The 20,834-nt window shown below is 60.7% G+C and carries 24 protein-coding genes and 1 pseudogene; 16 read left to right on the top strand and 9 right to left on the bottom strand.

Features of this window, described 5'->3' with window-relative positions; translation table 11 throughout:
• The 5 genes from ACOQFT_RS22890 to ACOQFT_RS22870 are packed head-to-tail and all read left to right on the top strand — an operon-like array spanning position 1 to position 4,107.
• Positions 1 to 711: an ABC transporter permease gene (locus ACOQFT_RS22890; protein ID WP_072704670.1), complete on the top strand. Its 711-nt coding sequence runs from the start codon at positions 1 to 3 to the stop codon at positions 709 to 711.
• The gene (locus ACOQFT_RS22885) at positions 711 to 1,445 is read left to right on the top strand and encodes an ABC transporter permease (RefSeq protein WP_072704673.1); all 735 of its coding nucleotides are present in this window, start codon (positions 711 to 713) and stop codon (positions 1,443 to 1,445) included. Before ACOQFT_RS22890 ends, ACOQFT_RS22885 begins: the two co-directional genes overlap by 1 nt.
• Positions 1,442 to 2,200 carry an ABC transporter ATP-binding protein gene (locus ACOQFT_RS22880; protein WP_067547897.1) on the top strand — a complete coding sequence of 253 codons (759 nt, stop codon included), beginning with the start codon at positions 1,442 to 1,444 and terminating at the stop codon, positions 2,198 to 2,200. Before ACOQFT_RS22885 ends, ACOQFT_RS22880 begins: the two co-directional genes overlap by 4 nt.
• A 27-nt stretch (positions 2,201 to 2,227) precedes the next feature.
• On the top strand, positions 2,228 to 3,382 hold the full coding sequence (menC, locus tag ACOQFT_RS22875; RefSeq protein WP_231014192.1) for an o-succinylbenzoate synthase: 1,155 nt from the start codon (positions 2,228 to 2,230) through the stop codon (positions 3,380 to 3,382).
• The gene (locus ACOQFT_RS22870; RefSeq protein WP_421600103.1) at positions 3,379 to 4,107 is read left to right on the top strand and encodes a GNAT family N-acetyltransferase; all 729 of its coding nucleotides are present in this window, start codon (positions 3,379 to 3,381) and stop codon (positions 4,105 to 4,107) included. The genes menC and ACOQFT_RS22870 overlap by 4 nt, the downstream gene beginning before the upstream one ends.
• Before the next feature lie 365 nt (positions 4,108 to 4,472).
• On the opposite strand, the gene ACOQFT_RS22865 is transcribed toward ACOQFT_RS22870, so the two are convergent.
• From ACOQFT_RS22865 to ACOQFT_RS22840, 6 genes are all read right to left on the bottom strand, one after another.
• Positions 4,473 to 5,219 (bottom strand): hypothetical protein, encoded by a 747-nt coding sequence (locus tag ACOQFT_RS22865; protein ID WP_421600102.1) that lies wholly within the window; start codon positions 5,217 to 5,219, stop codon positions 4,473 to 4,475.
• Between the two features lie 283 nt (positions 5,220 to 5,502).
• A complete protein-coding gene (locus tag ACOQFT_RS22860) occupies positions 5,503 to 5,865 on the bottom strand; it encodes an STAS/SEC14 domain-containing protein (protein ID WP_119400696.1) in 363 nt (120 codons plus the stop codon).
• Entirely contained in the window at positions 5,837 to 6,802 is a 966-nt protein-coding gene (locus ACOQFT_RS22855; RefSeq protein WP_010138164.1) for a cation diffusion facilitator family transporter, read from the bottom strand. Before ACOQFT_RS22855 ends, ACOQFT_RS22860 begins: the two co-directional genes overlap by 29 nt.
• Complete coding sequence (locus tag ACOQFT_RS22850; protein ID WP_421600101.1) at positions 6,792 to 7,547, bottom strand: transglutaminase-like domain-containing protein; 756 nt, start codon at positions 7,545 to 7,547, stop codon at positions 6,792 to 6,794. Before ACOQFT_RS22850 ends, ACOQFT_RS22855 begins: the two co-directional genes overlap by 11 nt.
• A 95-nt stretch (positions 7,548 to 7,642) precedes the next feature.
• Positions 7,643 to 8,221, bottom strand: coding sequence for a cation transporter (locus ACOQFT_RS22845; RefSeq protein WP_421600100.1), 579 nt, complete (start codon positions 8,219 to 8,221; stop codon positions 7,643 to 7,645).
• A gap of 103 nt (positions 8,222 to 8,324) precedes the next feature.
• Positions 8,325 to 8,753: a MerR family transcriptional regulator gene (locus ACOQFT_RS22840; protein WP_013959865.1), complete on the bottom strand. Its 429-nt coding sequence runs from the start codon at positions 8,751 to 8,753 to the stop codon at positions 8,325 to 8,327.
• Between the two features lie 171 nt (positions 8,754 to 8,924).
• Here ACOQFT_RS22840 and ACOQFT_RS22835 point away from each other — a divergent pair, with 171 nt between their 5' ends.
• The 10 genes and pseudogenes from ACOQFT_RS22835 to lnt all read left to right on the top strand — a co-directional run bounded on the left by ACOQFT_RS22835 (position 8,925) and on the right by lnt (position 16,383).
• Positions 8,925 to 9,527: an SCO family protein gene (locus ACOQFT_RS22835; protein WP_421600099.1), complete on the top strand. Its 603-nt coding sequence runs from the start codon at positions 8,925 to 8,927 to the stop codon at positions 9,525 to 9,527.
• Between the two features lie 5 nt (positions 9,528 to 9,532).
• On the top strand, positions 9,533 to 9,955 hold the full coding sequence (locus ACOQFT_RS22830) for a disulfide bond formation protein B (protein ID WP_018001722.1): 423 nt from the start codon (positions 9,533 to 9,535) through the stop codon (positions 9,953 to 9,955).
• Complete coding sequence (locus tag ACOQFT_RS22825) at positions 9,952 to 10,611, top strand: DsbA family protein (protein ID WP_018001721.1); 660 nt, start codon at positions 9,952 to 9,954, stop codon at positions 10,609 to 10,611. The genes ACOQFT_RS22830 and ACOQFT_RS22825 overlap by 4 nt, the downstream gene beginning before the upstream one ends.
• 23 nt (positions 10,612 to 10,634) lie before the next feature.
• Positions 10,635 to 11,099 (top strand): annotated as a pseudogene (locus ACOQFT_RS22820) (copper chaperone PCu(A)C); the annotation flags it as partial.
• A 2-nt stretch (positions 11,100 to 11,101) separates the two neighbouring features.
• On the top strand, positions 11,102 to 11,728 hold the full coding sequence (locus tag ACOQFT_RS22815) for an SCO family protein (RefSeq protein WP_421600098.1): 627 nt from the start codon (positions 11,102 to 11,104) through the stop codon (positions 11,726 to 11,728).
• Entirely contained in the window at positions 11,725 to 13,098 is a 1,374-nt protein-coding gene (locus ACOQFT_RS22810; protein WP_026155631.1) for a M23 family metallopeptidase, read from the top strand. Before ACOQFT_RS22815 ends, ACOQFT_RS22810 begins: the two co-directional genes overlap by 4 nt.
• A gap of 3 nt (positions 13,099 to 13,101) precedes the next feature.
• Positions 13,102 to 13,557, top strand: coding sequence for a DUF411 domain-containing protein (locus ACOQFT_RS22805; protein ID WP_018001717.1), 456 nt, complete (start codon positions 13,102 to 13,104; stop codon positions 13,555 to 13,557).
• A gap of 12 nt (positions 13,558 to 13,569) precedes the next feature.
• Entirely contained in the window at positions 13,570 to 14,352 is a 783-nt protein-coding gene (locus tag ACOQFT_RS22800; protein ID WP_026155630.1) for a ZIP family metal transporter, read from the top strand.
• Positions 14,353 to 14,380: 28 nt separating this feature from the next.
• Positions 14,381 to 14,839 carry a signal peptidase II gene (gene lspA, locus ACOQFT_RS22795; protein ID WP_018001715.1) on the top strand — a complete coding sequence of 153 codons (459 nt, stop codon included), beginning with the start codon at positions 14,381 to 14,383 and terminating at the stop codon, positions 14,837 to 14,839.
• The gene (lnt, locus tag ACOQFT_RS22790; protein WP_018001714.1) at positions 14,806 to 16,383 is read left to right on the top strand and encodes an apolipoprotein N-acyltransferase; all 1,578 of its coding nucleotides are present in this window, start codon (positions 14,806 to 14,808) and stop codon (positions 16,381 to 16,383) included. The genes lspA and lnt overlap by 34 nt, the downstream gene beginning before the upstream one ends.
• Before the next feature lie 9 nt (positions 16,384 to 16,392).
• On the opposite strand, the gene ACOQFT_RS22785 is transcribed toward lnt, so the two are convergent.
• The gene (locus ACOQFT_RS22785) at positions 16,393 to 16,905 is read right to left on the bottom strand and encodes a L,D-transpeptidase family protein (RefSeq protein WP_018001713.1); all 513 of its coding nucleotides are present in this window, start codon (positions 16,903 to 16,905) and stop codon (positions 16,393 to 16,395) included.
• Between the two features lie 63 nt (positions 16,906 to 16,968).
• Positions 16,969 to 19,323 (bottom strand): heavy metal translocating P-type ATPase, encoded by a 2,355-nt coding sequence (locus ACOQFT_RS22780; RefSeq protein WP_071167356.1) that lies wholly within the window; start codon positions 19,321 to 19,323, stop codon positions 16,969 to 16,971.
• Positions 19,324 to 19,505: 182 nt separating this feature from the next.
• Between ACOQFT_RS22780 and ACOQFT_RS22775 the strand changes: the two genes are divergently transcribed.
• The gene (locus tag ACOQFT_RS22775) at positions 19,506 to 19,790 is read left to right on the top strand and encodes a hypothetical protein (protein WP_010138178.1); all 285 of its coding nucleotides are present in this window, start codon (positions 19,506 to 19,508) and stop codon (positions 19,788 to 19,790) included.
• 47 nt (positions 19,791 to 19,837) lie between these two features.
• Here the strand turns inward: ACOQFT_RS22775 and ACOQFT_RS22770 are convergent, their stop codons facing one another.
• Complete coding sequence (locus ACOQFT_RS22770) at positions 19,838 to 20,500, bottom strand: L,D-transpeptidase (RefSeq protein ID WP_071167357.1); 663 nt, start codon at positions 20,498 to 20,500, stop codon at positions 19,838 to 19,840.
• Positions 20,501 to 20,834: the final 334 nt, after the last annotated feature.

Here is a 20,834-nt window from a genome sequence, read left to right as displayed (position 1 = left end):
ATGTTTGAACTCTTCTCATATGGCGATACCGGCTGGGGGGACGAAATCCTGCGGGGGTTGGCGATCACGGTGCAACTCGCGATCGTCACGCTTCCCGTGGGCCTGTTACTTGGATTTCTGGCGGCGTTCGCGTCGATGTCTCGCCTTGGCCCCCTGCGGTTCCTGGGTTTCGGCTACACCACCATCATGCGCGGCCTGCCCGAGATCCTGACGCTCTTCGTTGTCTACAACGGCGTGGGGTTGCTTTTGAACATGGCGCTGCGCTGGTGGAACCCCGAACGCGGGGCGACGGATTTCAGCCCCTTCGCCGCCGGTGTCATTGCGCTTGGCATGGTGTTCGGCGCATTCGCGGGCGAAGTGCTGCGCGGCGCGTTCCAGTCGCTCGACAAGGGCCAGACCGAGGCCGGGCGCGCCATCGGCATGACCCAGGGCCAGATTTTCCGCCGTATCCAGTTGCCGCAGCTTTGGCGGTTCGCGCTGCCGGGGTTGGGCAACCTCTGGATCAACATGCTGAAGGACACTGCTCTTGTTTCAGTTATCGCGCTTGATGACCTGATGCGCATGACCAAGGTCGCCGTCGGCGTCACCAAGCAACCTTTCACGTTCTATCTGCTGGCCTGCCTGATCTACTGGGTCATGTGCGTCTTGTCCGAGCTGGTGCTGTATTGGATGGAACGTCGCGCCAATCGCGGCATCCGGAGGGCCGTGTGATGAACCCGATCGAGATCATCGCCCAATACTGGCCCCGGTTGCTCGACGGCACGCTGATGACGATCAAGCTGACCTTCCTCGGCGCGCTTATTGCCGCGCTCGTATCACCAGGCTTCGCACTGATCCGCACCCATGCCGCGCCACTGGCTCAGGCCCCACTCAGGCTTTACATCTCGTTCATGCGCGGCACGCCGATCCTCGCGCAGCTGTTTCTGATATTCTACGGCTCGGGCCAGTTTCGACCCATCTTGCAGGACTGGGGGCTGTGGACCTTCTTCCGCGACCCGTTCAACTGTGCGCTGCTGGCTTTTGCGCTCAACTCCACCGCCTATCAGACCGAGATCCTGCGCGGCGGCATCATGGGTGTGCCACAAGGTGAAATCGAGGCCGCCAAAGCCATCGGCATGACTCGTTTCAAGACGCTCCGCCGCGTTGTCTTCCCGCACGCCTATCGTATCGCGTGGCCTGCGCTCGGCAACGAGGTGATCCTGTTGATGAAAGCCAGCGCGCTGGCAAGCGTCGTCACCGTTTTCGACATCATGGGCCGAACACGCCAGATCTTTTCGCGCACCTTCGATTTCTCGATCTACCTGTGGGCTGCCCTGATCTATCTCTGCATTACCGCGATCTTCGTCCTGATCTGGCGGCAGGCCGAACGCCGCCTTAGCCGGCACATCGAAGCCCATCACAAACCGCGCGTCGCTGCACAGCCCGCAAAGGAACCCCAGGCATGAGCCAGACGGAAATCATCTTGAAGGCCGAAGGCATCCACAAGTCGTTCGGCAGTGTCGAAGTCCTGAAGGGCATCTCGCTTGAAGCGCGGAAACACGACGTGATCTCGATCCTGGGCTCGTCGGGGTCCGGCAAGTCGACCTTCCTGCGCTGTCTCAACTTCCTTGAAACACCGACATCGGGCAAGGTGACCGTCCATGGCAACGAAATCCTGGTGCGGAATGGCAAGCCCCAGAACGTGCGCCATATCGAGGAAATCCGCGCCCGGCTTGGCATGGTCTTCCAGCAGTTCAACCTCTGGACCCACCGCACCGTGCTGGAAAACGTGATGGAGGGCCCTGTCCAGGTCAAACGTCAACCGAAGGCAGAAGCCCGCGACAAGGCCGAGGCGCTTTTGAAGCGTGTCGGGCTGGAAGAGCGCATGGGCATGTATCCATCGCAGCTTTCCGGCGGCCAGCAGCAGCGTGTGGCCATCGCCCGGGCACTGGCGATGGAGCCCGACGCAATCCTGTTTGACGAGCCAACATCGGCGCTTGACCCGGAACTGGTGGGCGAGGTTCTGAAGGTGATGCAGGATCTTGCCGCCGAAGGTCGGACGATGATCGTCGTGACGCACGAGATGGGTTTTGCCCGCGAGGTCTCCTCCGAAGTCGTCTTCCTGCACGAAGGCCGCATCGCCGAACAGGGCCCGCCCGAAGAGATGTTCACCAACCCCAGGACCGAGGTGTTCGAGCGGTTCATCGCCAAGGTCATGTGATCCACCAAAATCTAGGAAGTTGTCGAAATGCTGGAAAAACCCGAAACGCCGCCCGCCGGGGCGATGCACCAAGGCATCCTGATCGAATCCGCCGAGCTTCGCATCGTCAGCCTGCCACTTCTGACGCCCTTCGTGATCTCGACTGGCACGATGACGGCCAAGACCTTTCCGCTTTTGGTGCTGAAGGGCGAAGGGCTGGAGGGCATCGGCGAAGCGGTGATGGACCCGGCCCCGGACTATCTTGAGGAAACCATCCCCGGCGCGATGGCCTTCCTGCGCGACGTGCTGCTGCCGCAGATCGTCGGCAAACGCTTTGCCTCGCCTTATGAGCTTCAGCCGATCCTCGCCCCGTGGCGCGGCAACCGAATGGCCAAGGCGGTGGTCGAGATGGCATTCTGGGATCTCTGGGCCAAAAGCCTGAACATCCCGCTGAAGGCCGCGCTTGGCGGCGTCGGCGACAGCGTCGATGTGGGCGTCAGCCTTGGCATCGCGCCGGTCGAGAAGACGCTGGAACGCGTCGATGAGGCGGTCGCGAATGGCTACAAGCGCACCAAGCTCAAGATCGCGCAGGGCCATGACGTCAAGATCGTCGAAGCGGTGCGGGCGCGCCACCCCGACATCAAGCTGACCGTGGACGCCAATACCGACTACGGGATGGCCGACTTGCCGGTGTTGCAGGCGCTCGACGACTTCCGCCTCGACTATATCGAGCAGCCGCTGGCCTATGACGACATCCACGACCACGCGAAGGTGCAGGCGGCGCTGAAGACCGCGATCTGCCTTGACGAGAGCATCCGCAGCGCCAAGGACGCCCGCATCGCGCTCGAACTCGGTGCGGCGCGGGTCATCAACATCAAGGTCGGACGCGTGGGCGGGTTTGCCTCGGCCCGTGCCATCCATGACACCTGTGCCGCCTTTGATGCGCCGGTCTGGTGCGGCGGGATGCTGGAAAGCGGCATCGGGCGGGCGCACAACATCCATCTGGCGACGCTCGCGAACTTCACCAAACCCGGCGACACCTCCAGCGCCAGCCGCTACTTCAAGCGCGACATCATCAATGAACCGCTCGAAGCCACGAACGGCGAAATGCCCGTGCCCACGAACGGCCCCGGCATCGGCGTCACGCTCGACCAAGGGTTTCTGAAAACCGTCTCCGATCATGTCGAGGAGATCGGCGCATGAAGGTGGAACAGTCAGGCATCACAATACGCGAGCTGAACTCGGTCACAGAACTCAAACGGTCCGAGCGCTTTCAGAAAGAGGTTTGGGGCGAGGATGACCCGTCCGACAATTCAGACATCATGCTGGCGATCCAGCATGAAGGGGGGCTTGTTGCAGGCGCATTCAAAGACGGGCGCATGCTGGGTTTTCTGTTTGGCTTCCCAACAAGCCAACCCGACGCACAACACTCGCACAGGCTGGCCGTGCATCCCGACAGCCGAGGCATGGGGTTGGGGGCAAAGCTGAAATGGTATCAGCGCGACTGGTGCCTTCAGCGCGGCATAAACGTGGTGCGCTGGACCTATGATCCACTGCGCCGCATCAACGCAAGCCTCAACATAGCAAGGCTTGGCGCGACCGCGGGAATCTACCACGAAGATTATTATGGCGAGATGGAGGGCATCAATGCCGGTGTCCCCTCCGACCGCCTCGTTGCTGAATGGCATCTGAACGCACCTGAAGTCGTGCAGCGGCTTGACCCTTCGGTGGCGCAGCCTTATGTGCCCGAAGGCAGTCTGAAGATCACAATCCCCGCTGATTTCGCAGGCTTGCTGTCACATGACATGGACAAAGCCATATCCGAACGCCTGCGCGTGCGCGAAGAGTTGACCACAGCTTTTAAGGCGGGATATCGGATTGTCGGGTTTGACGTGGACACTTGCGCATATCTTCTGATCCAACAGTGATGCTATTGATCAGCATTTTCAGATTTCTGAACGACCGCCACGCTCAGCGCAACACTCCCTTGCCTTGATCAGAGACCGGATCAGGCTCAAGGACGAAGCCGCTCGCGCGGCAATGGCGCTTGTGGCTGATGTTTCGCATTGTTCCTGAATTACCGGAATGGGGAAATCTGCGATGCTGCCGAACTCTCGGTGCTGCAGATGCGAACTTCGATTTGGACTTTCTGCACGTGCATTCGCTGCTAACGAGCAGGTCCGCAATGTCCGCTCAGCTGACCTTGGTATCGACAGCAGCGAACGTCCGGTGATTGAGTAGCTCCGAACACTTAGGTCGACACGGATGAATGCCAACACTTTCTTTATCGGCGCTAGTAGTTCACCTGCTCGAAGCCGTAGTTGCCTTCATAGTCACGCCAATCGACGAATACTGAGCGGTGATAGATGCCGGGGCAATTTTGACCCCATCTTTCGAGACCAATATGAGCGGTGGGGAGGGCAGTGATGGAAGTTCTTTGCCAAGCGAACTCACCTTGCGTTCCATATGTGCCAAGAACAACGTTGGCGCTACGTTCGCAATCTCCTTCGCTTCCAGCCTGGTATTGTCTTGCGTACTGGACATTAAAAACGCGAATTGACCGCACGAAATTGAACTCAGGTCCGCTGATATCGATGTCCGCGCGATCTTGAACGAGCTGGGCGGCCCTATCGGCGAGTACAAAGTTAATAGGGGCTTCTGGAGTGCGCCAAGCAGCCTCAATCCGGGTAGCGGCATCTTGCGCTGGAAAAGACTGTTGCGGTCCAGCGCTTTTGTTCTGGAAGAACGCTTCAAAGATGCGGTCTGCACTGTTTGATGAAGGAGAGGTCTCATAGGACGCGCCCATGGGACAGCGCCAGATTTGCAGTGGCGGTTCCACCGGCCAGGGCGTAATCCGCCGGATGAACTCGGCGCGAGCTCTGGCGCAAGGGACGGAAGCAGGCCAGCCGCCAGACAGGCACAGGAGAATCGCGCAATCGATCGGGTATGTCTGCGCGCGGGCGGGCATCGGTAGCGAAGAACTTGTCACAGTCAAAGCGACTGCAACCGAGGGGAGGAGCTTCTTGAGTAGATGACGCATGCTAAGGACCCTCTGTGACAGGGATCAGCATACATATGAAAATATACTATCGCAACACTAAGTATAAATACGCATAATGAAGTTTATGTTAAATTTCGAAGAATTCAGCGCGTAGGGACTTATTATGCAGCCTAAAGTCGACATCAAACTGCATCGGATTGTTTCATCCGAGCAGACAAATGTTGCTGACTACATTTAGATCGTTCCGTTCCTCCATTAATCGTGAAGCATCTGATGTGATGTCAATTTCCAGGCCAGAGTCCTTTTCTTGCAGAATCGCTGGCTACCCGTCACGCGCCCACGCAATTGCGGACTCGGTATCGCTGGATTCGAACCACTGCATCTCGGAGCCCGTCAATAGGTTGACCACCCGTGCGCCCCATTCCATCCATCTGCGTTCTCCGACAACCGCTATGCGACCGAAATCGTTCGCGTGGGCGGTGTCGACCTTCAGATCTTCTAGCATCGCCGAAGGCTCTTCGTAGCCCTCGAAACTTGTAAGGTCGAGAACCAGACCCGGATTATCGGTTGTTCCAAGACGCTCATGAAGCAGCGCGTGCATTTGCTTGAATTCTGTCTCCGTCAACTTGCCTTCGCAGACGAGCCCGATGACATCATCACGCTCGGTCAGCGTTTCCTTGAACATTGGTCTTCTCCTTTTCACTTGCGTTGCCGTGACCGTAGAGATCGGCGTTCTGATGAGCGCGATCCTCGTGCTCGAATTCGAGGCTGGAATGGCTGATGCCGAATTCTTCCTTCAGCCGCTCCTTGATCGCGCTCTTGATCTCTTCGATCTTCGACCATCCCTCGGCTGCCACGACGACATGACAGTCGAGCGCAGCCTCGTGCTCTTGCATTTGCCAGAGATGGACGTGGTGGACGTCGGCGACGCCTTCGACTTTCCGCATCGCTTCGACGACGGCCTCGTTGTCGATGTCCGGCGGGCTCCCGAGCATCAGGGTTCGGATTGGGCCGCCTATTTCAGTGAAAGACAGATACAGGATGTAGGTCGCGATGCCGATGGTGATGGCAGGATCGACCCAACGCATGTCGTAAAGGATGATCAGCGACCCAGCGACGATAACCGCGACCGAAGCAAGCGCATCCGAAAGGTTGTGGAGAAAAAGCGCACGGATGTTCACGCTCCCCTTCTGCATCGAATAGGTCAGCATTGCGGTCAGCGTGTCGACCACAAGCGCGATTCCACCGAGAATGACGACGGTCCACCCCATGACTTCGGGTGGATCAATCATGCGCATGCCACCTTCGTAGATCAGATAGAAGCCGATCACGATGAGGGTGGTGTAGTTGATCAGGGCCGCGACGATTTCGACCCGGCCATAGCCGAAGGTCATGCGCTCATCGGCCGGGCGGCGCGCGATCTTGCGTGCGGCAAAGGCAATGACAAGCGAGGCCATATCGGAAAAGTTGTGCAGCGCATCGGCGATCAGTGCCAGGCTGCCCGACAATATGCCCCCGACGATTTGCGCAACGGTAAGAAGCCCGTTCGCCCAGATCGCGATGGCAACCCGCCGATCGCCAGAATCCGGATCGATATGCGCGTGCCCGTGGTCATGTGGCATTGGCAGGCTCCTCATGCGCGTGTGTCGCGCGTCGGTCAGTCTTGAGGCGGTCGCTGCGGAAACCACGAACGCGCGCATTCATCCAGTGGCGTATGATATGACGGTAAAGGGCACCACGCAGCCATCCAAAGGATTGCTCATGGGAAAAATAGAAGGCGTCCGGCGTATCAAACACGCCGAAATCCTGCACGATGCCGGTTTTCTGAATGTAGGTATCTTCTCCGTTCCAGGCGACGGGAGGCGCGCCAAGGCAATCCGTGCCCGCGCCATAACCGCAGAGACTTTCTGTGTCCGAGAATGACGTTTGCAGGACATCGAGGAAAGCGTCATCCAGGATGAAGCCTTCAAGGTTAATCCAGGCACCTTGAAATTCGATCTCGACCCATGAGTGGAGAATTTCCTGCGGAGCAAGCGGATACACCAGCTCAGGGACAACACCGCGCTGCAAGCCTTTGTGGATCGTAAACCCATGCAACCGGCAACGAATGCCGACACCACGCAGCAGCGCCATCAAGAGCGTGCCTTTGGTATTGCACTGCCCGTAGCCGTCGGAAAACACCTCGGATGCGGGGATGTCGTCAGCTCGATTGTATCCGAACGCGGTTTCATTCCGAACGAAATCATAGACTGCTCCGATCCGATCGTATTCGGACAAGTCGCGCCAGCTGCGGTTCTCTATTAGATGCGCAAGAGGCGCGGCATCAAAATCTAGTAGTTTGGTGGGTACAAGTAGGGGGTCGGTCATATGCAACGGGTCGCTCCTCGAATCGTCTTGGAACAAGACTAATTGCTATAGTCACTGTAGCTTCAATCCTTTCTTTCAGAAAGAATCTCCCGCAACTATTTGTCCGTGTGAACCGCTTTGTGGTGTTCGCCGTGTGCGTCGCGCAAAATGTCGATACCTCCCCAGGCCGCGATCCCGGCGACAATCACGCCGACGACGAGGTCCGGCCAGTTGGTTCCCAGCCAGGCGACGAGGCCGCCAGCCACGACGATTCCGAGGTTCGCGGCGAAATCGTTGTAACTGAAGGTGTTGGCCGCGCGGATGTTGACGTCCGGATCTTTGAGCTTAGCGAGCAGCCAGACGCAGACTGCGTTGATAGCCGCCGCGATCAGGGCCATCGCGATCATGATCGTCCCGAGCGGATCTGACCCGCCGATGTAGCGGCGCCATGCATCATAAAGGATACCAGCGGCGAACAGAATCAGCAGCCCGGCGGAAACGTTCGCCGCCCCGCGTTTCCATTTGTCGGATCGGGACAAAGCGAAAAGGCTGATCGCGTAGACGAAGCTGTCGGAGAGGTTATCGAGCCCGTTGGCGATCAGGGCACTTGAGTCGCCGAAGGCGCCTGTTGCGAAAAAGGCCACGGCCAAACCGATATTGAGCGCAAGAACGATCCAAAGCGTCCGTCTCTCCATTGAATCTTGTCTAGCGGCCATTTTGTGGTTCCAGCTTGTGTTGTACGACACATTAACTTCTGCGGCTGATCTGCGTTCCAGCCGGAATGTTGGCTGAATTCCTTCAGGCCCCGATTTCCTCGTGCTCGGTCAGGCATTCCGAATGGTCCCGCAACACCTCAAGCACCTTGCAGTCTCCGGTCCGCCCGCCGCTGCATTCGTGAACCATGCGTTTCAGTTCCGTGCGCAGCGCCTTCAGGCGGGCCATGCGCTGCTCCACCTGTTTGAGCTGGCGACGCGCGATGGCATCTGCCTCGTCGCAGGGGCGGTTGGGATGGTCGCTGAGGTCGAGCAGCTCGCGGATCGCATCGAGCGAGAAACCGAGTTGCCGCGAATGGCGGATGAAGGACAGTCGGTCGAGCTGTGCATTGTCGTAGCGCCTCTGTCCGCCTTCGGTCCTGCCAGGTTCGGGCATGAGTCCGATCTGTTCGTAGTACCGGATGGTCTGCACTTTTGTGCCAGTCTTCTTTGACAGAGTACCGATCGTGAGCATTTTCGCCTCCATGAAAAAGATACAGTTTGTGTAGGTTTTGCCGTCGGAATAAACAAGTGTCGGTTTCACAGACGCGTGAGTTCAAGCTATACCATGATTTCGTGCTTGAACCTCTAGCGGCTAGAGGATGTATCCGCACTTGCAATAAGAATCAAAAACAGGCGAACAGGATTGTCCCTTACATCGGCACAGAAGTTTCTTTGGGTTTTGGCAGGCGTGGCAGCGCTTGCCTTCGTATGGCTCTTGCTATGGTCCGATTATCGTGCCGATAGCGCCCGAACTGACGCCGAGCCGCCTTTTTTCGCTGAGTTCGAACTGACGGACCACCAGGGTATGGTTCAAACCGAGGAGGACTTTGCGGGGCGCTGGATGCTGGTTTTTTTCGGCTTTACCAACTGCCCCGACGTCTGCCCGACGACCCTATCTGAGGTCGCGGCGGTGATGGACGGTCTGGGCGACGATGCCGCCAAGGTCCAGCCGATTTTCATCACCATCGACCCCGAACGAGACACGCCCCCAGCACTCGCCGAATACGTCCCGCTGTTCGATGCGGGCATCATCGGTCTGACCGGCACGCCGGAACAGATCGCCGCCACATCCGAGACGTTTCCGATCTTCTTTGAACGCGTCGAAGAGGCTGCGGCGCCGGATGGTTACACGATGGGCCACACGTCGCATTTGTTCCTCTTCGATCCCGACGCGGGCTTCGCCGACTCGTGGCCCTACGGCACCTCCGCCGAAGAGATACTCGCCGATCTGGAAGAGAGGTTCTGACCGACATGAACCGTATGTCCGGAGAAACAGCCCTCGGGCTGGCGTGGATCATCGCGCTCGTCGCCTCGCTTGCCGTGCTTTTTGTCGGCGAGGTGCTGGGGCAGACGCCCTGTGTGCTGTGCTGGTTCCAGCGCGCCTTCATGTTCCCCTTGGCCATTGTCCTCGGGCTCGGCCTTTGGTGGCGGGACGGCCGCGTGGGGCGCTACGGCATCGCATTGGCGCTTGGCGGCGGCGCAATCGCCCTCTGGCACATGGGGCTGTACGTCGGTCTTGTTCCCGAACGCGTCCAGCCCTGCACGGCCACCGGCCCCTCTTGCACCGATGACAACCAACTGGTCTTCGGCATCCCTATCCCGCTGATGGCGCTCGCCGCCTTCGCGCTGATCGGGGCGCTGTCGGCCCTTTCATTGAAGGACACACGAACATGAATCGACGCGGCCTGATCCTGTCCGTTCTTGCCCTCGGCGCCGCCGGTTTCGGCGGAGCCACCTGGTTTGCAATCCGCCCCGGCCCAGTGGCCGAAGCGGAGCCCGTTGCTCCGGAACTTGCGGAGGCGATGATCCGCCCCTACTCGCCCATCCTCGGGCCTGCGGATGCGCCCGTCACGATCGTCGAATTCTTCGATCCGGCCTGCGAGGCCTGTCGCGCCTTTCATCCCATCGTGAAGGACATCATGGCCGAGCATGGGGAAGCTGTCCGCGTCGTGATCCGCTACACGCCCTTCCACGGCGCGGCATCCGAGGAAGCCATCCGCGTGCTCGAAGCGGCGCGCATGCAGGACGTTTACGTGCCGGTGCTCGAGGCCGTTCTGCGGGAACAGCCGAGATGGGCGTCGCACGGTGCCCCGGCGCCTGGCCTGATCCTTCAGATCGCCGCCACGGCCGGACTCGATGCCGAAGCCGCGCGCACGCAAATGCTGGCACCCGGTGTCGTGGCGATCCTTAACCAGGATCGTGCTGACGTCGAGGCCGTGGGAATTCGCCAGACGCCCACATTCTTTGTGAACGGCAAGCCGCTCGATCCATTCGGGGAGGCAGAGTTGCGTCGTCTGGTGGCCGCCGAAGTCGCTGCCGCGCAAAGCTGAATGGAAAGGGCAGGATCAGAACGATGAAAAAGTATATTTTGACTGGCACACTGGCCGCGCTTTTGACCCTTGGAGGGCTCTCGGTGCCCGCGCTGGCCGGACCCGAGGATGTTGTCGTCGAGAACGCGTGGTCCCGCGCCTCCATCGGGATGAACCGTCCCGGGGCCGCTTACATGACGATCCGCAACACTGGCGACGAGCCGGTGACGCTGATCGGCCTTACAACACCGCTCGCGATGATGCCCGAAATCCACGAGACGAAGACCAATGCCGAAGGTGTGAGCTCCATGAGCCCGGCGGGGGAGATCGCGATCGCCCCGGGCGAGAGCGTCGCGCTCGAACCGGGGGGCCTGCACGCAATGCTGATGCGGCTACAAGAACCGATGACGGAAGGGGACACCTTTCCGCTGACCCTGCTTTTCGACGACGGAGGCGAAGTGACGGTCAAGGTGCCGATCCTCGGAATCGCCGCGCGGGGGCCAGAGGACTGGTGCGGCGACGGGCGGTCCTGGGGTACGGCGCGGCTGGTGTCGGGGCGGTCGCCCTGATGCTCTTCGTCGGTTGGTGGCAGGTCGATGGACCCGGTGGACCCGAACCTGTCGGGCAGCGGCCTGTGGCCCTGACCGAGATGGTTTTCCGTCTGACGGATCATGAGGGCAACGCGGTCGGGCCGGAAACCCTGATCGGTCGCCCGACGATGGCGTTCTTCGGCTTCACCTACTGTCCCGATGTCTGCCCGACCACGCTTTCTGACATTTCGGGATGGCTCGACGATCTGGGAGACGAGGCCGACGAGATGAACGTGGTTTTCATCACGGTCGATCCCGAGCGCGACACTGTCGAAACGATGGCCGAATATGTCGGCTACTTCCATCCGGCGATCCGCGGCTGGACGGGACCGGAAGAGCAGATAGCGCGCGTCGCGGACGGCTTCCGCGCCACCTACGAGCGAGTACCGGCGGAGAGCGGCGATTACACGATGAACCACACCGCGAGCGTCTTCCTGTTCGCAGCCTCTGGGCGATTCGTCACCATGATCGACTATCACGAGCCCAAAGAATTCGCGGTGCCGAAGATCCGCCGCGCGCTGGAAGAAGAAATGGAGGGGGCGACATGAGGCTCAGAACTTTGGCGGCTTGTGTCGCAATTGCGGGGACGGTTTCGGGAGCGGCTATCGCCATCTCTGATTCCATGTCGAAAGAACCCGTGCCGCCGGAACTTGCCCAGGCAGGTAGCTGGATGCCCCAAGGTCCTGAAGCCCCCCAGAACGTTGACATCCCCGTGACGCTGCCCGCGGCGGCATGGGCAGACGATGCACCCGACCTCAGCCCGCTGCCCCTTCTGCAGGCCGCGTTTGCCGACAGGCCGGTGCAAGCGATCGAGCCACCCCTGTCGACGTGGTCGCGCGACATTGCTCCGGGCGAAACGCTCGATTTCTTGCTGTCAGAGGCCGGTCTTGCGGCACCTGACAGAGCCGAAGTTGCCCTCGCGCTTGGTGCGGAATACGATCTGCGACGGCTGCGGCCGGGGCACTCGGTCACTGTCGCTTCGACCGTGGACGGCAGCCCCCGCACCGTCTCACTCGCCGTCGAGGACGGGGTTCGGATCGAGGTGGTTTTCGGCGAGCAGATGTCCACGCAGGTCGTGGCTCCGGATCCGGAAATCGTAACCCTTGCCGGCGAAGCCATGATCGACAGCTCGATCTTCGCGGCACTCGACGAAGCCGGCATACCCGCCCGTTTTTCCGTGGACCTTGCGCAGATGCTGGGTGGGACCGTGGATTTCCGCCGCGAGATGGCCGGTGGCGAAACACTAAGGCTTCTCTGGCGTGAGGCGCGGGTCGGAGAGGACAGGATCGGACAGCCCGAACTCGCCTTCGCCGCACTGGAGATCGGCGGTTCGCTTTACGAGATCGTATGGCCGGACGACGGCAGCGGTCAGGCGACGATCTACGTCGATGGCGAGGTGCTGCGCGTCTTCGCACAGCCGGTCGAGGGTGCGCGCCTCAGCTCGGTGTTCGGACGCCGCACGCATCCGGTCTTTGGCAACGTCCGGATGCACACCGGCGTCGATTTTGCAGCGGCACGTGGGACACCGGTTCAAGCGACGGCACCGGGGCGGGTCAATTTCATCGGCTGGCGCGGCGGATATGGTCGCGTGGTCGAAATCTTGCACGGCTCCGACACCATGACGCGCTACGCGCATCTGAGCGCCGTGCCGGAAGACTTGGCACAAGGCCAACGCGTTGCGGCGGGAGACGTGATCGGCCGCGTCGGCGCGACTGGCACGGCGACAGGTCCGAACCTGCACTATGAGGTGCTCGTGGATGGGCGCCCGACTGACCCCCTCTCTGACGACCGGCTCGCCGAAGCGGCCGAGAGCGATGCGGATGATACCGCCGCGCTCTCGCGTCTGGCCGAGGCGCGGGCGCTTCTGAATGAAAACCTCGGCAGCGAGATTGCCAAAACGACAACCGAAAGGCTCTGACCCATGAAACGCATGACACAAGTTCTTGCCATCACGCTCGCCCTGTTCCCAGCGGCCCAGGCCCTCGCAGAGGCAACGGCGATCGACGTCCGCAAGACCAACGGATGCGGCTGCTGCCTCTCGTGGATGAAACATCTCGAAGAGAACGGGTTTGTGCCGACCGGCCAGGACATGTTCGGCGGGCTTCTCGTGCGCTTCAAGCTAGACAACGGCGTGCCGCAGCGCATGGTCTCCTGCCACACCGCGCTCATTGACGGCTACGTGATCGAGGGCCATGTACCGGCCGCTGACATCCGCCGCCTTCTCGAGGAGCGCCCGGACGCCGTCGGCCTCGCTGTTCCGGGGATGCCCTATGGCTCGCCCGGCATGGGGCCAGAAGACGACCGCGAGGCCTATGATGTCTTCCTCATCCGCAAGGACGGGTCGACGGAAGTCTTTTCGAGCTACGCCGAAGGATAATCTGGCCCGCCCATGGAAAATCTGTCTCCGATAATGCTCGGCTTTCTCGGAAGTCTTGCCGCCGGATCGCTCACAGCAGTCGGAGCAGTTCCCGTGCTGTTCGGGCGCATCCCGTCTCGGGCCACACGCGATCTGTCGCTCGGCTTCGCTGCCGGTGTGATGCTCGCCGCTTCTTTCTTTTCGCTGATCATCCCGGCATTGGATGCGGCGGAGCCGATGTTCGAAAACGGCGCGATGCCTGCGGCCATCGTATGCGTTTCGATTCTTCTGGGCATGGGGGCTGTCGCCCTGATGAACGAAAAGCTGCCGCACGAGCACTTCAAGACGGGACGCGAAGGGCCCGAAGCGGCGTCTTTGCGGCGGGTCTGGCTGTTCATCATCGCAATCACGATCCACAACTTCCCCGAAGGCCTTGCGGTTGGGGTCGGCTTCGGATCCGGAGGTATGGAGGGCGGTCTGCCGCTCGCCATCGGCATCGGGCTTCAGAATGCGCCCGAAGGATTGGCCGTCGCTGTATCTCTGCTGGGCGAGGGATATCCGAAGCTGCGCGCCTGGGGCATCGCGGCGCTGACGGGCATGATCGAGCCGATTGGCGGTTTGCTCGGGGCCGGCATCATCACACTGTCGGAACCGCTGCTTCCATGGGGTCTGGCCTTTGCCGCGGGCGCAATGCTCTACGTCATTAGCCACGAAATCATCCCCGAAACCCATCGCAGCGGCCATCAGAACAGGGCGACGCTCGGTCTCGCAGTCGGGCTCGTTCTGATGCTGTTCCTTGATGTCTGGTTGGGATGAGGCAATGTCACTAAACAAGGTATCTCCGATGATCGGCGTCTTCGCAGCACTTGCTGCGTTCGCGATCGATCAGATCACCAAAGCCATTGTCGTTGCGAATGCCGTCACTTTAAGCGCCGGAATTCCCGTGTTTCCGGGATTCAACCTCGTCTTTTATCGTAATGACGGCGTGACTTTCGGGATGTTGGGCGGCGCGCCGTGGTGGAGCCTCATCGCTTTCGCTCTTGCCATCTGTGTTTGGCTGGGGGTTATGCTGTTTCGCGCCGACAATGCGGTGGAAACGCTTGCCTACGGTGCGATCATTGGCGGAGCCCTGGGCAATGTCATCGATCGTGTGCGGTATCGGGCTGTAACAGACTTTCTCGATTTCTACATTGGCACAACACATTGGCCTGCCTTCAACTTGGCCGATGTATTTGTCGTCAGTGGCGTGGGGCTCTTGCTCGCCGCGCCATGGATCAGCGCGCGGCGTTCGATCAAGTCGTGAAGCCGGAAATTCTGAACCGCATCGCTCTGCGCCACCGTTTGCTTTCGCGGATGACGCTTGGTTTCGCCGCCGGGGCGATGACCGTTCTGACTTTCCCGCCTCTTTCGATTCTCCTGCTCGTTCCCGTTGCCTATTCCGCGTTGTTTGTCGGGCTTCGCGATCTCTCCTTCGGGCGCGCTTTCCTCGTCGGCTGGGCGTTTGGTCTCGGCCAGTTCGGTTTCGGGATTTGGTGGATCGCGGAAAGTTTCTACGTCGAGGCCGAGCGGTTTGGGACGATGGCGATTCCGGCGGTCGCGGGATTGTCCGCAGGTCTCGCGATTTTCCCAGCCATTGCCGCTGCGCTTTTTGCCGAAATCGCGCGGCGCGGAGCCATGGGCAGTCTCTTGGCCTGCCTCCTGTTCGCGACCTCCTGGACCGTGGCCGAGTGGTTGCGTGGTCACGTTCTGACAGGGTTTCCCTGGAACCTGGCCGGTTACGCACTTGTAGACTACGCCGCCCTTCGCCAGACCGCCGCCTGGGTCGGAAGCTATGGGCTAAGCTTTCTCACCGTGTTCGTCGCGGTACTCCCTGGCGCGGCTGCTATGGCGTCCGGGCGGCAACGATTGACCATCTCGCTCATGGCGCTGGCCGGAATCGCGACGATGTGGGCTGTCGGCACGCTGCGCCTCCAGTCGGATGCACAACAGCCACCCGGTGTCGACCTGCGCATCGTCCAGGGCAACATTCCACAAGAGGAGAAATGGGCTCCCGAGAACCGCGAGGCGACCTTCGCGCGCTATCTTGAGCTTTCAACCCGGCCCGGCGATTTCGACGTGCTTCTCTGGCCGGAAACCGCCTTTCCGGGTTTCCTCGATGAGGATACGGAGGCACGGGCCCGCATTGCCGCAGCGCTACCAGACGGCAGAGTGCTGCTTACCGGTGTGCCGGACCGTGTACCGAGCGAGGATGGCACCCGATATTTCAACACGGTCCAGGCATTTGACGAGACCGGCGAGATCCTGACCGGATACGCGAAACACCATCTCGTGCCCTTCGGCGAATATGTGCCATTCCGCGGCTGGTTGCCCATCGAGCGGCTCACGGCGGGTCTGGGCGATTTTACGCCCGGACCGGGCCCGAGAACGCTTGCGCTTCCGGGTGTGCCGCTGGTCGCCGTGGCGATCTGCTATGAGATCATCTTCCCAGGGCATGTGGTCGACGACCTGTTCCGGCCGGACTGGATTTTCAACGCGACAAACGATGCCTGGTTTGGCACCAGCATCGGACCCGAGCAGCATCTGGCTTCCGCACGTATGCGCGCCGTAGAGGAAGGCCTTCCAGTCATCCGAGCCGCGAATACGGGCATCTCTGCGGTCATCGACGCGAGCGGAGAGATCGTTGCGCGGCTCGATACCGGCGAAACGGGCATCATCGACGCTAGCCTGCCCTCCGCGCGACCGCCGACACTCTACGCGAGCTTCGGGGACTGGATGCTGTTGGCGCTCATCTTGGCTTCGTGGAGCTGGGCAATGGCGCCAATGCGACGGCTCACTACCGCCGCATGAGAAAGACCGTCATGCAAAGATGTGGATAGGTGTCCCGTCCTTCACCATTGCATAGATGTCCTCGATCTCCCGATCCGTGACCGCGATGCAGCCAGCTGTCCAGTCGCGGACATTTGTCGGGTCGATGCCGGGGCGTGGGCCACCATGGATGAAGATGTCGCCGCCGGGGGAAAGGCCCTGCGCTTCGGCAAAGGCGATGTCGGCCTCGTTCGGATAAGAGATGCCAATCGAAAGATGGTAGGTGCTGTTGGGGTTTCGCCTGTCGATTGTGTAAACTCCTTCCGGAGTCCGGCCATCCCCCTCGAATTGTTTGTGACCCTCAGGAGCGAAACCCAGCCCGACCGGATAGGTTTGCAAGACGCGATCGGCTCCGTCGAGAACAAGCAAGCGCTGTCCCTTGTAAAGCCGAACACGGGTGACTTCGGGTCCGTCATAGCTGCGGAACTTGCTGGCACACCCGGACAGAAACGCTACCAGCCCGCCCAACAGGACGGCGCGGCGGGGAAATCGGATGGTTTTCACTGCTCGATGCCTCTTTCGTGAGGTCTGTTATGGACATTACGTTACCTTGCAAATGCTGCGTGATCAATGTCCGTGGGCAAGCGCGGCCTTTGCCATCTGTGGGCCAACCTGCTCACCGCCGGACGGCGGCGCCTTGGCCTCTTGGCTGTTCAGCAGGCGCAGGGCATTGGCCACCACCAGCAATGACACTCCTACGTCGGCTGCAATCGCGCCCCACATCGATGCCAGTCCGAACGCGGTAGCGACAACGAAAACGCCCTTGGTCGCCAAGGAAATACCGATGTTCTGATGAATGATCGACATTGTCCGGCGCGAATGACCGATCAGCCAAGGCACCTTGCCGAGATCGTCGGTCATCAGGGCTATATCCGCCGTCTCGATTGCCGCGTCCGAACCAACGGCACCCATTGCGATGGCGTAATGCGCGCGCGCCATGGCCGGGGCGTCGTTGACCCCGTCGCCGATCATGGCCACCATGTCATGCGTTTCGACCAGTTCTTCGATGGCAGTCACCTTGTCTTCGGGCAGAAGCTCGGCACGGACCTCGTCGATGCCGACCTCGGCTGCAACAGCGCGCGCTGTCCGCTCGTTATCACCGGTCAGCATGACGATGGTCTTCACACCCTGCGCGTGAAGCTGCGCCACGATGCCTTTGGCATCCGGGCGGATACGGTCGCGCAATTCCAAGATGCCGGTGACACCGGTGTCGTCGCCCACGGCAACAAGGGTGCTGCCAGCCCCTTCGATGCGGTCGCGCAAATCCTTCGGAATGGCGTCGCCGAAACCCTTCTCCTCGGCAAACCGGTCCGACCCCAGCCAGATCGACCGGCCGTCTGTGCGTCCTTCAAGTCCCCTGCCCGGAACGGTTCGGGTATCTTCCGCGGCGGATACCTTGATGCCGTCGGCTTCTGCCCGCGCAAGAATGGCGCGCGCCAAGGGATGCGAGGAACGTGCCTCCAGCCCAGCGGCGAGGGTCATCAGATCTTGCGCCGATGCTTTGCCCAGCGGATGCACCGCCGCCACCTCGGGCTCGCCCATGGTGATCGTGCCGGTCTTGTCCATGGCCAGTGCAGTGGTCTTGCCCGGTGCCTCAACATATGCACCGCCCTTGATCAGCACCCCGGCCCGCGCTGAGGCGGTGAGTGCAGCGACGATGGAGACCGGTGTCGAGATAACCAGAGCGCATGGGCAAGCGATCACCAGCAGCACGAGTGCATTGTAGAACCAATAATCCCAGGCCCCCCCGAAAATGAGCGGCGGCAGCAGGGCAATTGCAATGGCGAGAGCCATGACGATAGGCGTATAGATGCGGGCGAATTTCGCCACCCACTGCTCCACCGGCGCGCGGCGGGCATGGGCGTCGCCGACCATGCGGATAATCTTGGCCAACACGGTGTCCGAGGCGGCCTTCGTGGCGCGCACCGTCAGTGTGCCTTCGCCGTTGATCGTACCGGCATAGACTTCGTCGCCCCGTTCCTTTGGGACCAGCGCACTCTCTCCGGTGATCGGCGCCTGATCGACGGCCCCTGCCCCATCGACAACCTCACCATCCAATGGGATGCGGTCTCCGCCGCGCACGATGAAACGTGCGTTGATAGCAACCGCAGAAGCCGGAACGTCCGCTTCCGAGCCGTCATCATGAAGAACTCTTGCCGTCGGCGGCGCGAGGTCGAGCAGAGCTGAAACCGCATTCCTCGCACGCCCGACGCTCCAGCTTTCGAGGTAGAGCGAGAGCGAAAAGAAGAACGCGACTGTCGCCGCCTCGAAAAATTCGCCAAGCCCGATGGCACCGGCCACGGCGACCACCATGAGCAGGTTCATGTCGGGCGACAGCCGCCGAGCGGACGACCATGCCTTGGGTGCCACGAGCCAGACACCGAACAGGATCGCAACCGCGAACAGCCCTGCCTCGACCAGTGGCATCGGCGCTTCGCCGTGACCCGCGAAGAGGCCGAGCGCCCCGCCCATGCCGGTCTCGATGATGTGCCACAGAAATCCTGCGGCCCAGAAGCCTCCACTGAGCGCCGTAAACAGCCGCTGTCTTGCAAGATGGGCCGCCTGGTCGACCGACGCGTTCTCGGCATCCCAAGGCTTGGCGGTCATGCCGGTGCTTGCGACCAGTTCTGCAATTTCGCCGTCCGATAAACTCTTGGCGCTGTCGAGAATAGTCATCCGCCCATTGATCACGTCGAACGCGAGATGCTCGGCCCCGCCGATCTTCGGGCCGACCACCTTGTTCAGGATTGCTACCTCCTCGGCGCAATCGAGGCCGGACACCTGAAAACTGCGCCCGCCCGATGGCGCGGGCGTCGTCGGAACGATGTCGCCGCACGTTCCGGCGCCCCCGCAGCAGCTGCCGCCGCTTGTCTGGGCATCTTCGGCGTGATCGTGGTCGTGACGATGGGTGTCGGACGGCATGAATGGACCTCTGGATTCGGGTGCTTTACCATGGCATAACCCCTACAGCAGCTAGAGCTTCAAGAGCAAAATACGGTGGTATTTCAGTTTGTTTTATTGCTAGAGGATGCGGCGATCGGCTCCATCACGCCTTGAGGCATGAAAAGCCGATGCAAAGAAAAACAGACACGAAAGGAAGCTTGATGCGGGTTTTGATGCTGAAGCAAAAAATAATTGTTGCAGTGGCGCTGTCTCTTACGGCCGGGTGCGCAATCCAGCCGACTGGACCGGGCGACTCGGCAGACCGGCGGGGCAACGTTCCCGAAGCCGTGATTGCAATGGCTGCCCCGGATCAGGATGTTGCAACCGCGCGCTTGGTGCCCGAGGACGGGTGCTACTGGTACGAACACAGCGGCCCCGTTGAAACGACCTTGCTGCCGCTGCGCACGGCGAACGGCAACCCTATCTGCGTCGCGCGGGAAGTGTGACGACGACCCGCACGTCACATCAATGCGCTGAGAGTTAATTACCTCATTCAACTTCTCGCGGTAACGCTGTCCTCAGCCGAATAAAGATGTGCTGTCGATCCGATCTCGACGTTCGGATAAAGCTCGTTGATGTGTGCCATAACCATCCGCACGCAACCCGAACTCGCACGACCGCCGATGCTTCTCGGATAGGGTGTGCCGTGTATCCGAAGATAGGTGTCGCGATCACCGACATAGAGATAGAGCGCCCGTGACCCGAGAGCGTTTTCCGGCCCTGGTTCCATCCCATCGGCCCATTGTGCGTTCACGGGATCGCGTTCGATCATGTTTTGTGTTGGCGTCCAGTGCGGCCACCTGACCTTGCGCTTGATGTTATAAACACCCGGCTCGTAGAGGTTGCCCCGCGCGATCGCCACGCCGTAGCGCATCGCGGTTCCACCCTCCTCAATGTGGTAGAGATACCGCGCGACCGCATCGACATGGATGTCTCCCGGCACGAGGCCGTTTTTCGCGTCCACACGCTGAGGCAAGAAACGTGGGTGTAGTCCCCAAGGGTTTGACGTGGCCGGATCGAAGCCGGGCGGGCTGACTTGCGCGTCCCATTCAGCCTTCTGCGCTTCGGTGGGCCAGCTATCGGCAAACACAGGGTTGGCCACAGTCGCCGAAAAGAGCGCTGTTGTCGTTTGAATAAAGTGTCGTCTTGTCAGCATGTCATACCCTCTCGGTTCCCACCGGCGATCAATGGCAAGAACGATATACATTCTCGTCGACTAGATAGGACTTCTAGTGGGTAGAGGTTCAAGGGCAAATTTTCGTGAACGCATGCACGCGACCCTGGTAGCACATGCTTGCCTTGCGGTCGGGTTAACGGCCAACTAGGTCAGGTCCGAATTAGCCACGCGACACCTGCGGATTGCGCTTGCGGTCCTTGCGGATGGGAGAAACTTGCTTGGCCATGCGCCCTCTTCGTGTGGTCAGAAGCCCGCGCCGCGGGCATCCTCCTGTTTATCAGCCGAAAATGCGACGGGCCAGCGAGCTGATGTC

The organism is Ruegeria sp. MALMAid1280, assembly GCF_049195285.1.
Classification (GTDB): domain Bacteria; phylum Pseudomonadota; class Alphaproteobacteria; order Rhodobacterales; family Rhodobacteraceae; genus Ruegeria.
The sequence above is the reverse complement of the archived record's forward strand: the minus strand, read 5'-3'. Positions and strand labels throughout refer to the sequence as shown.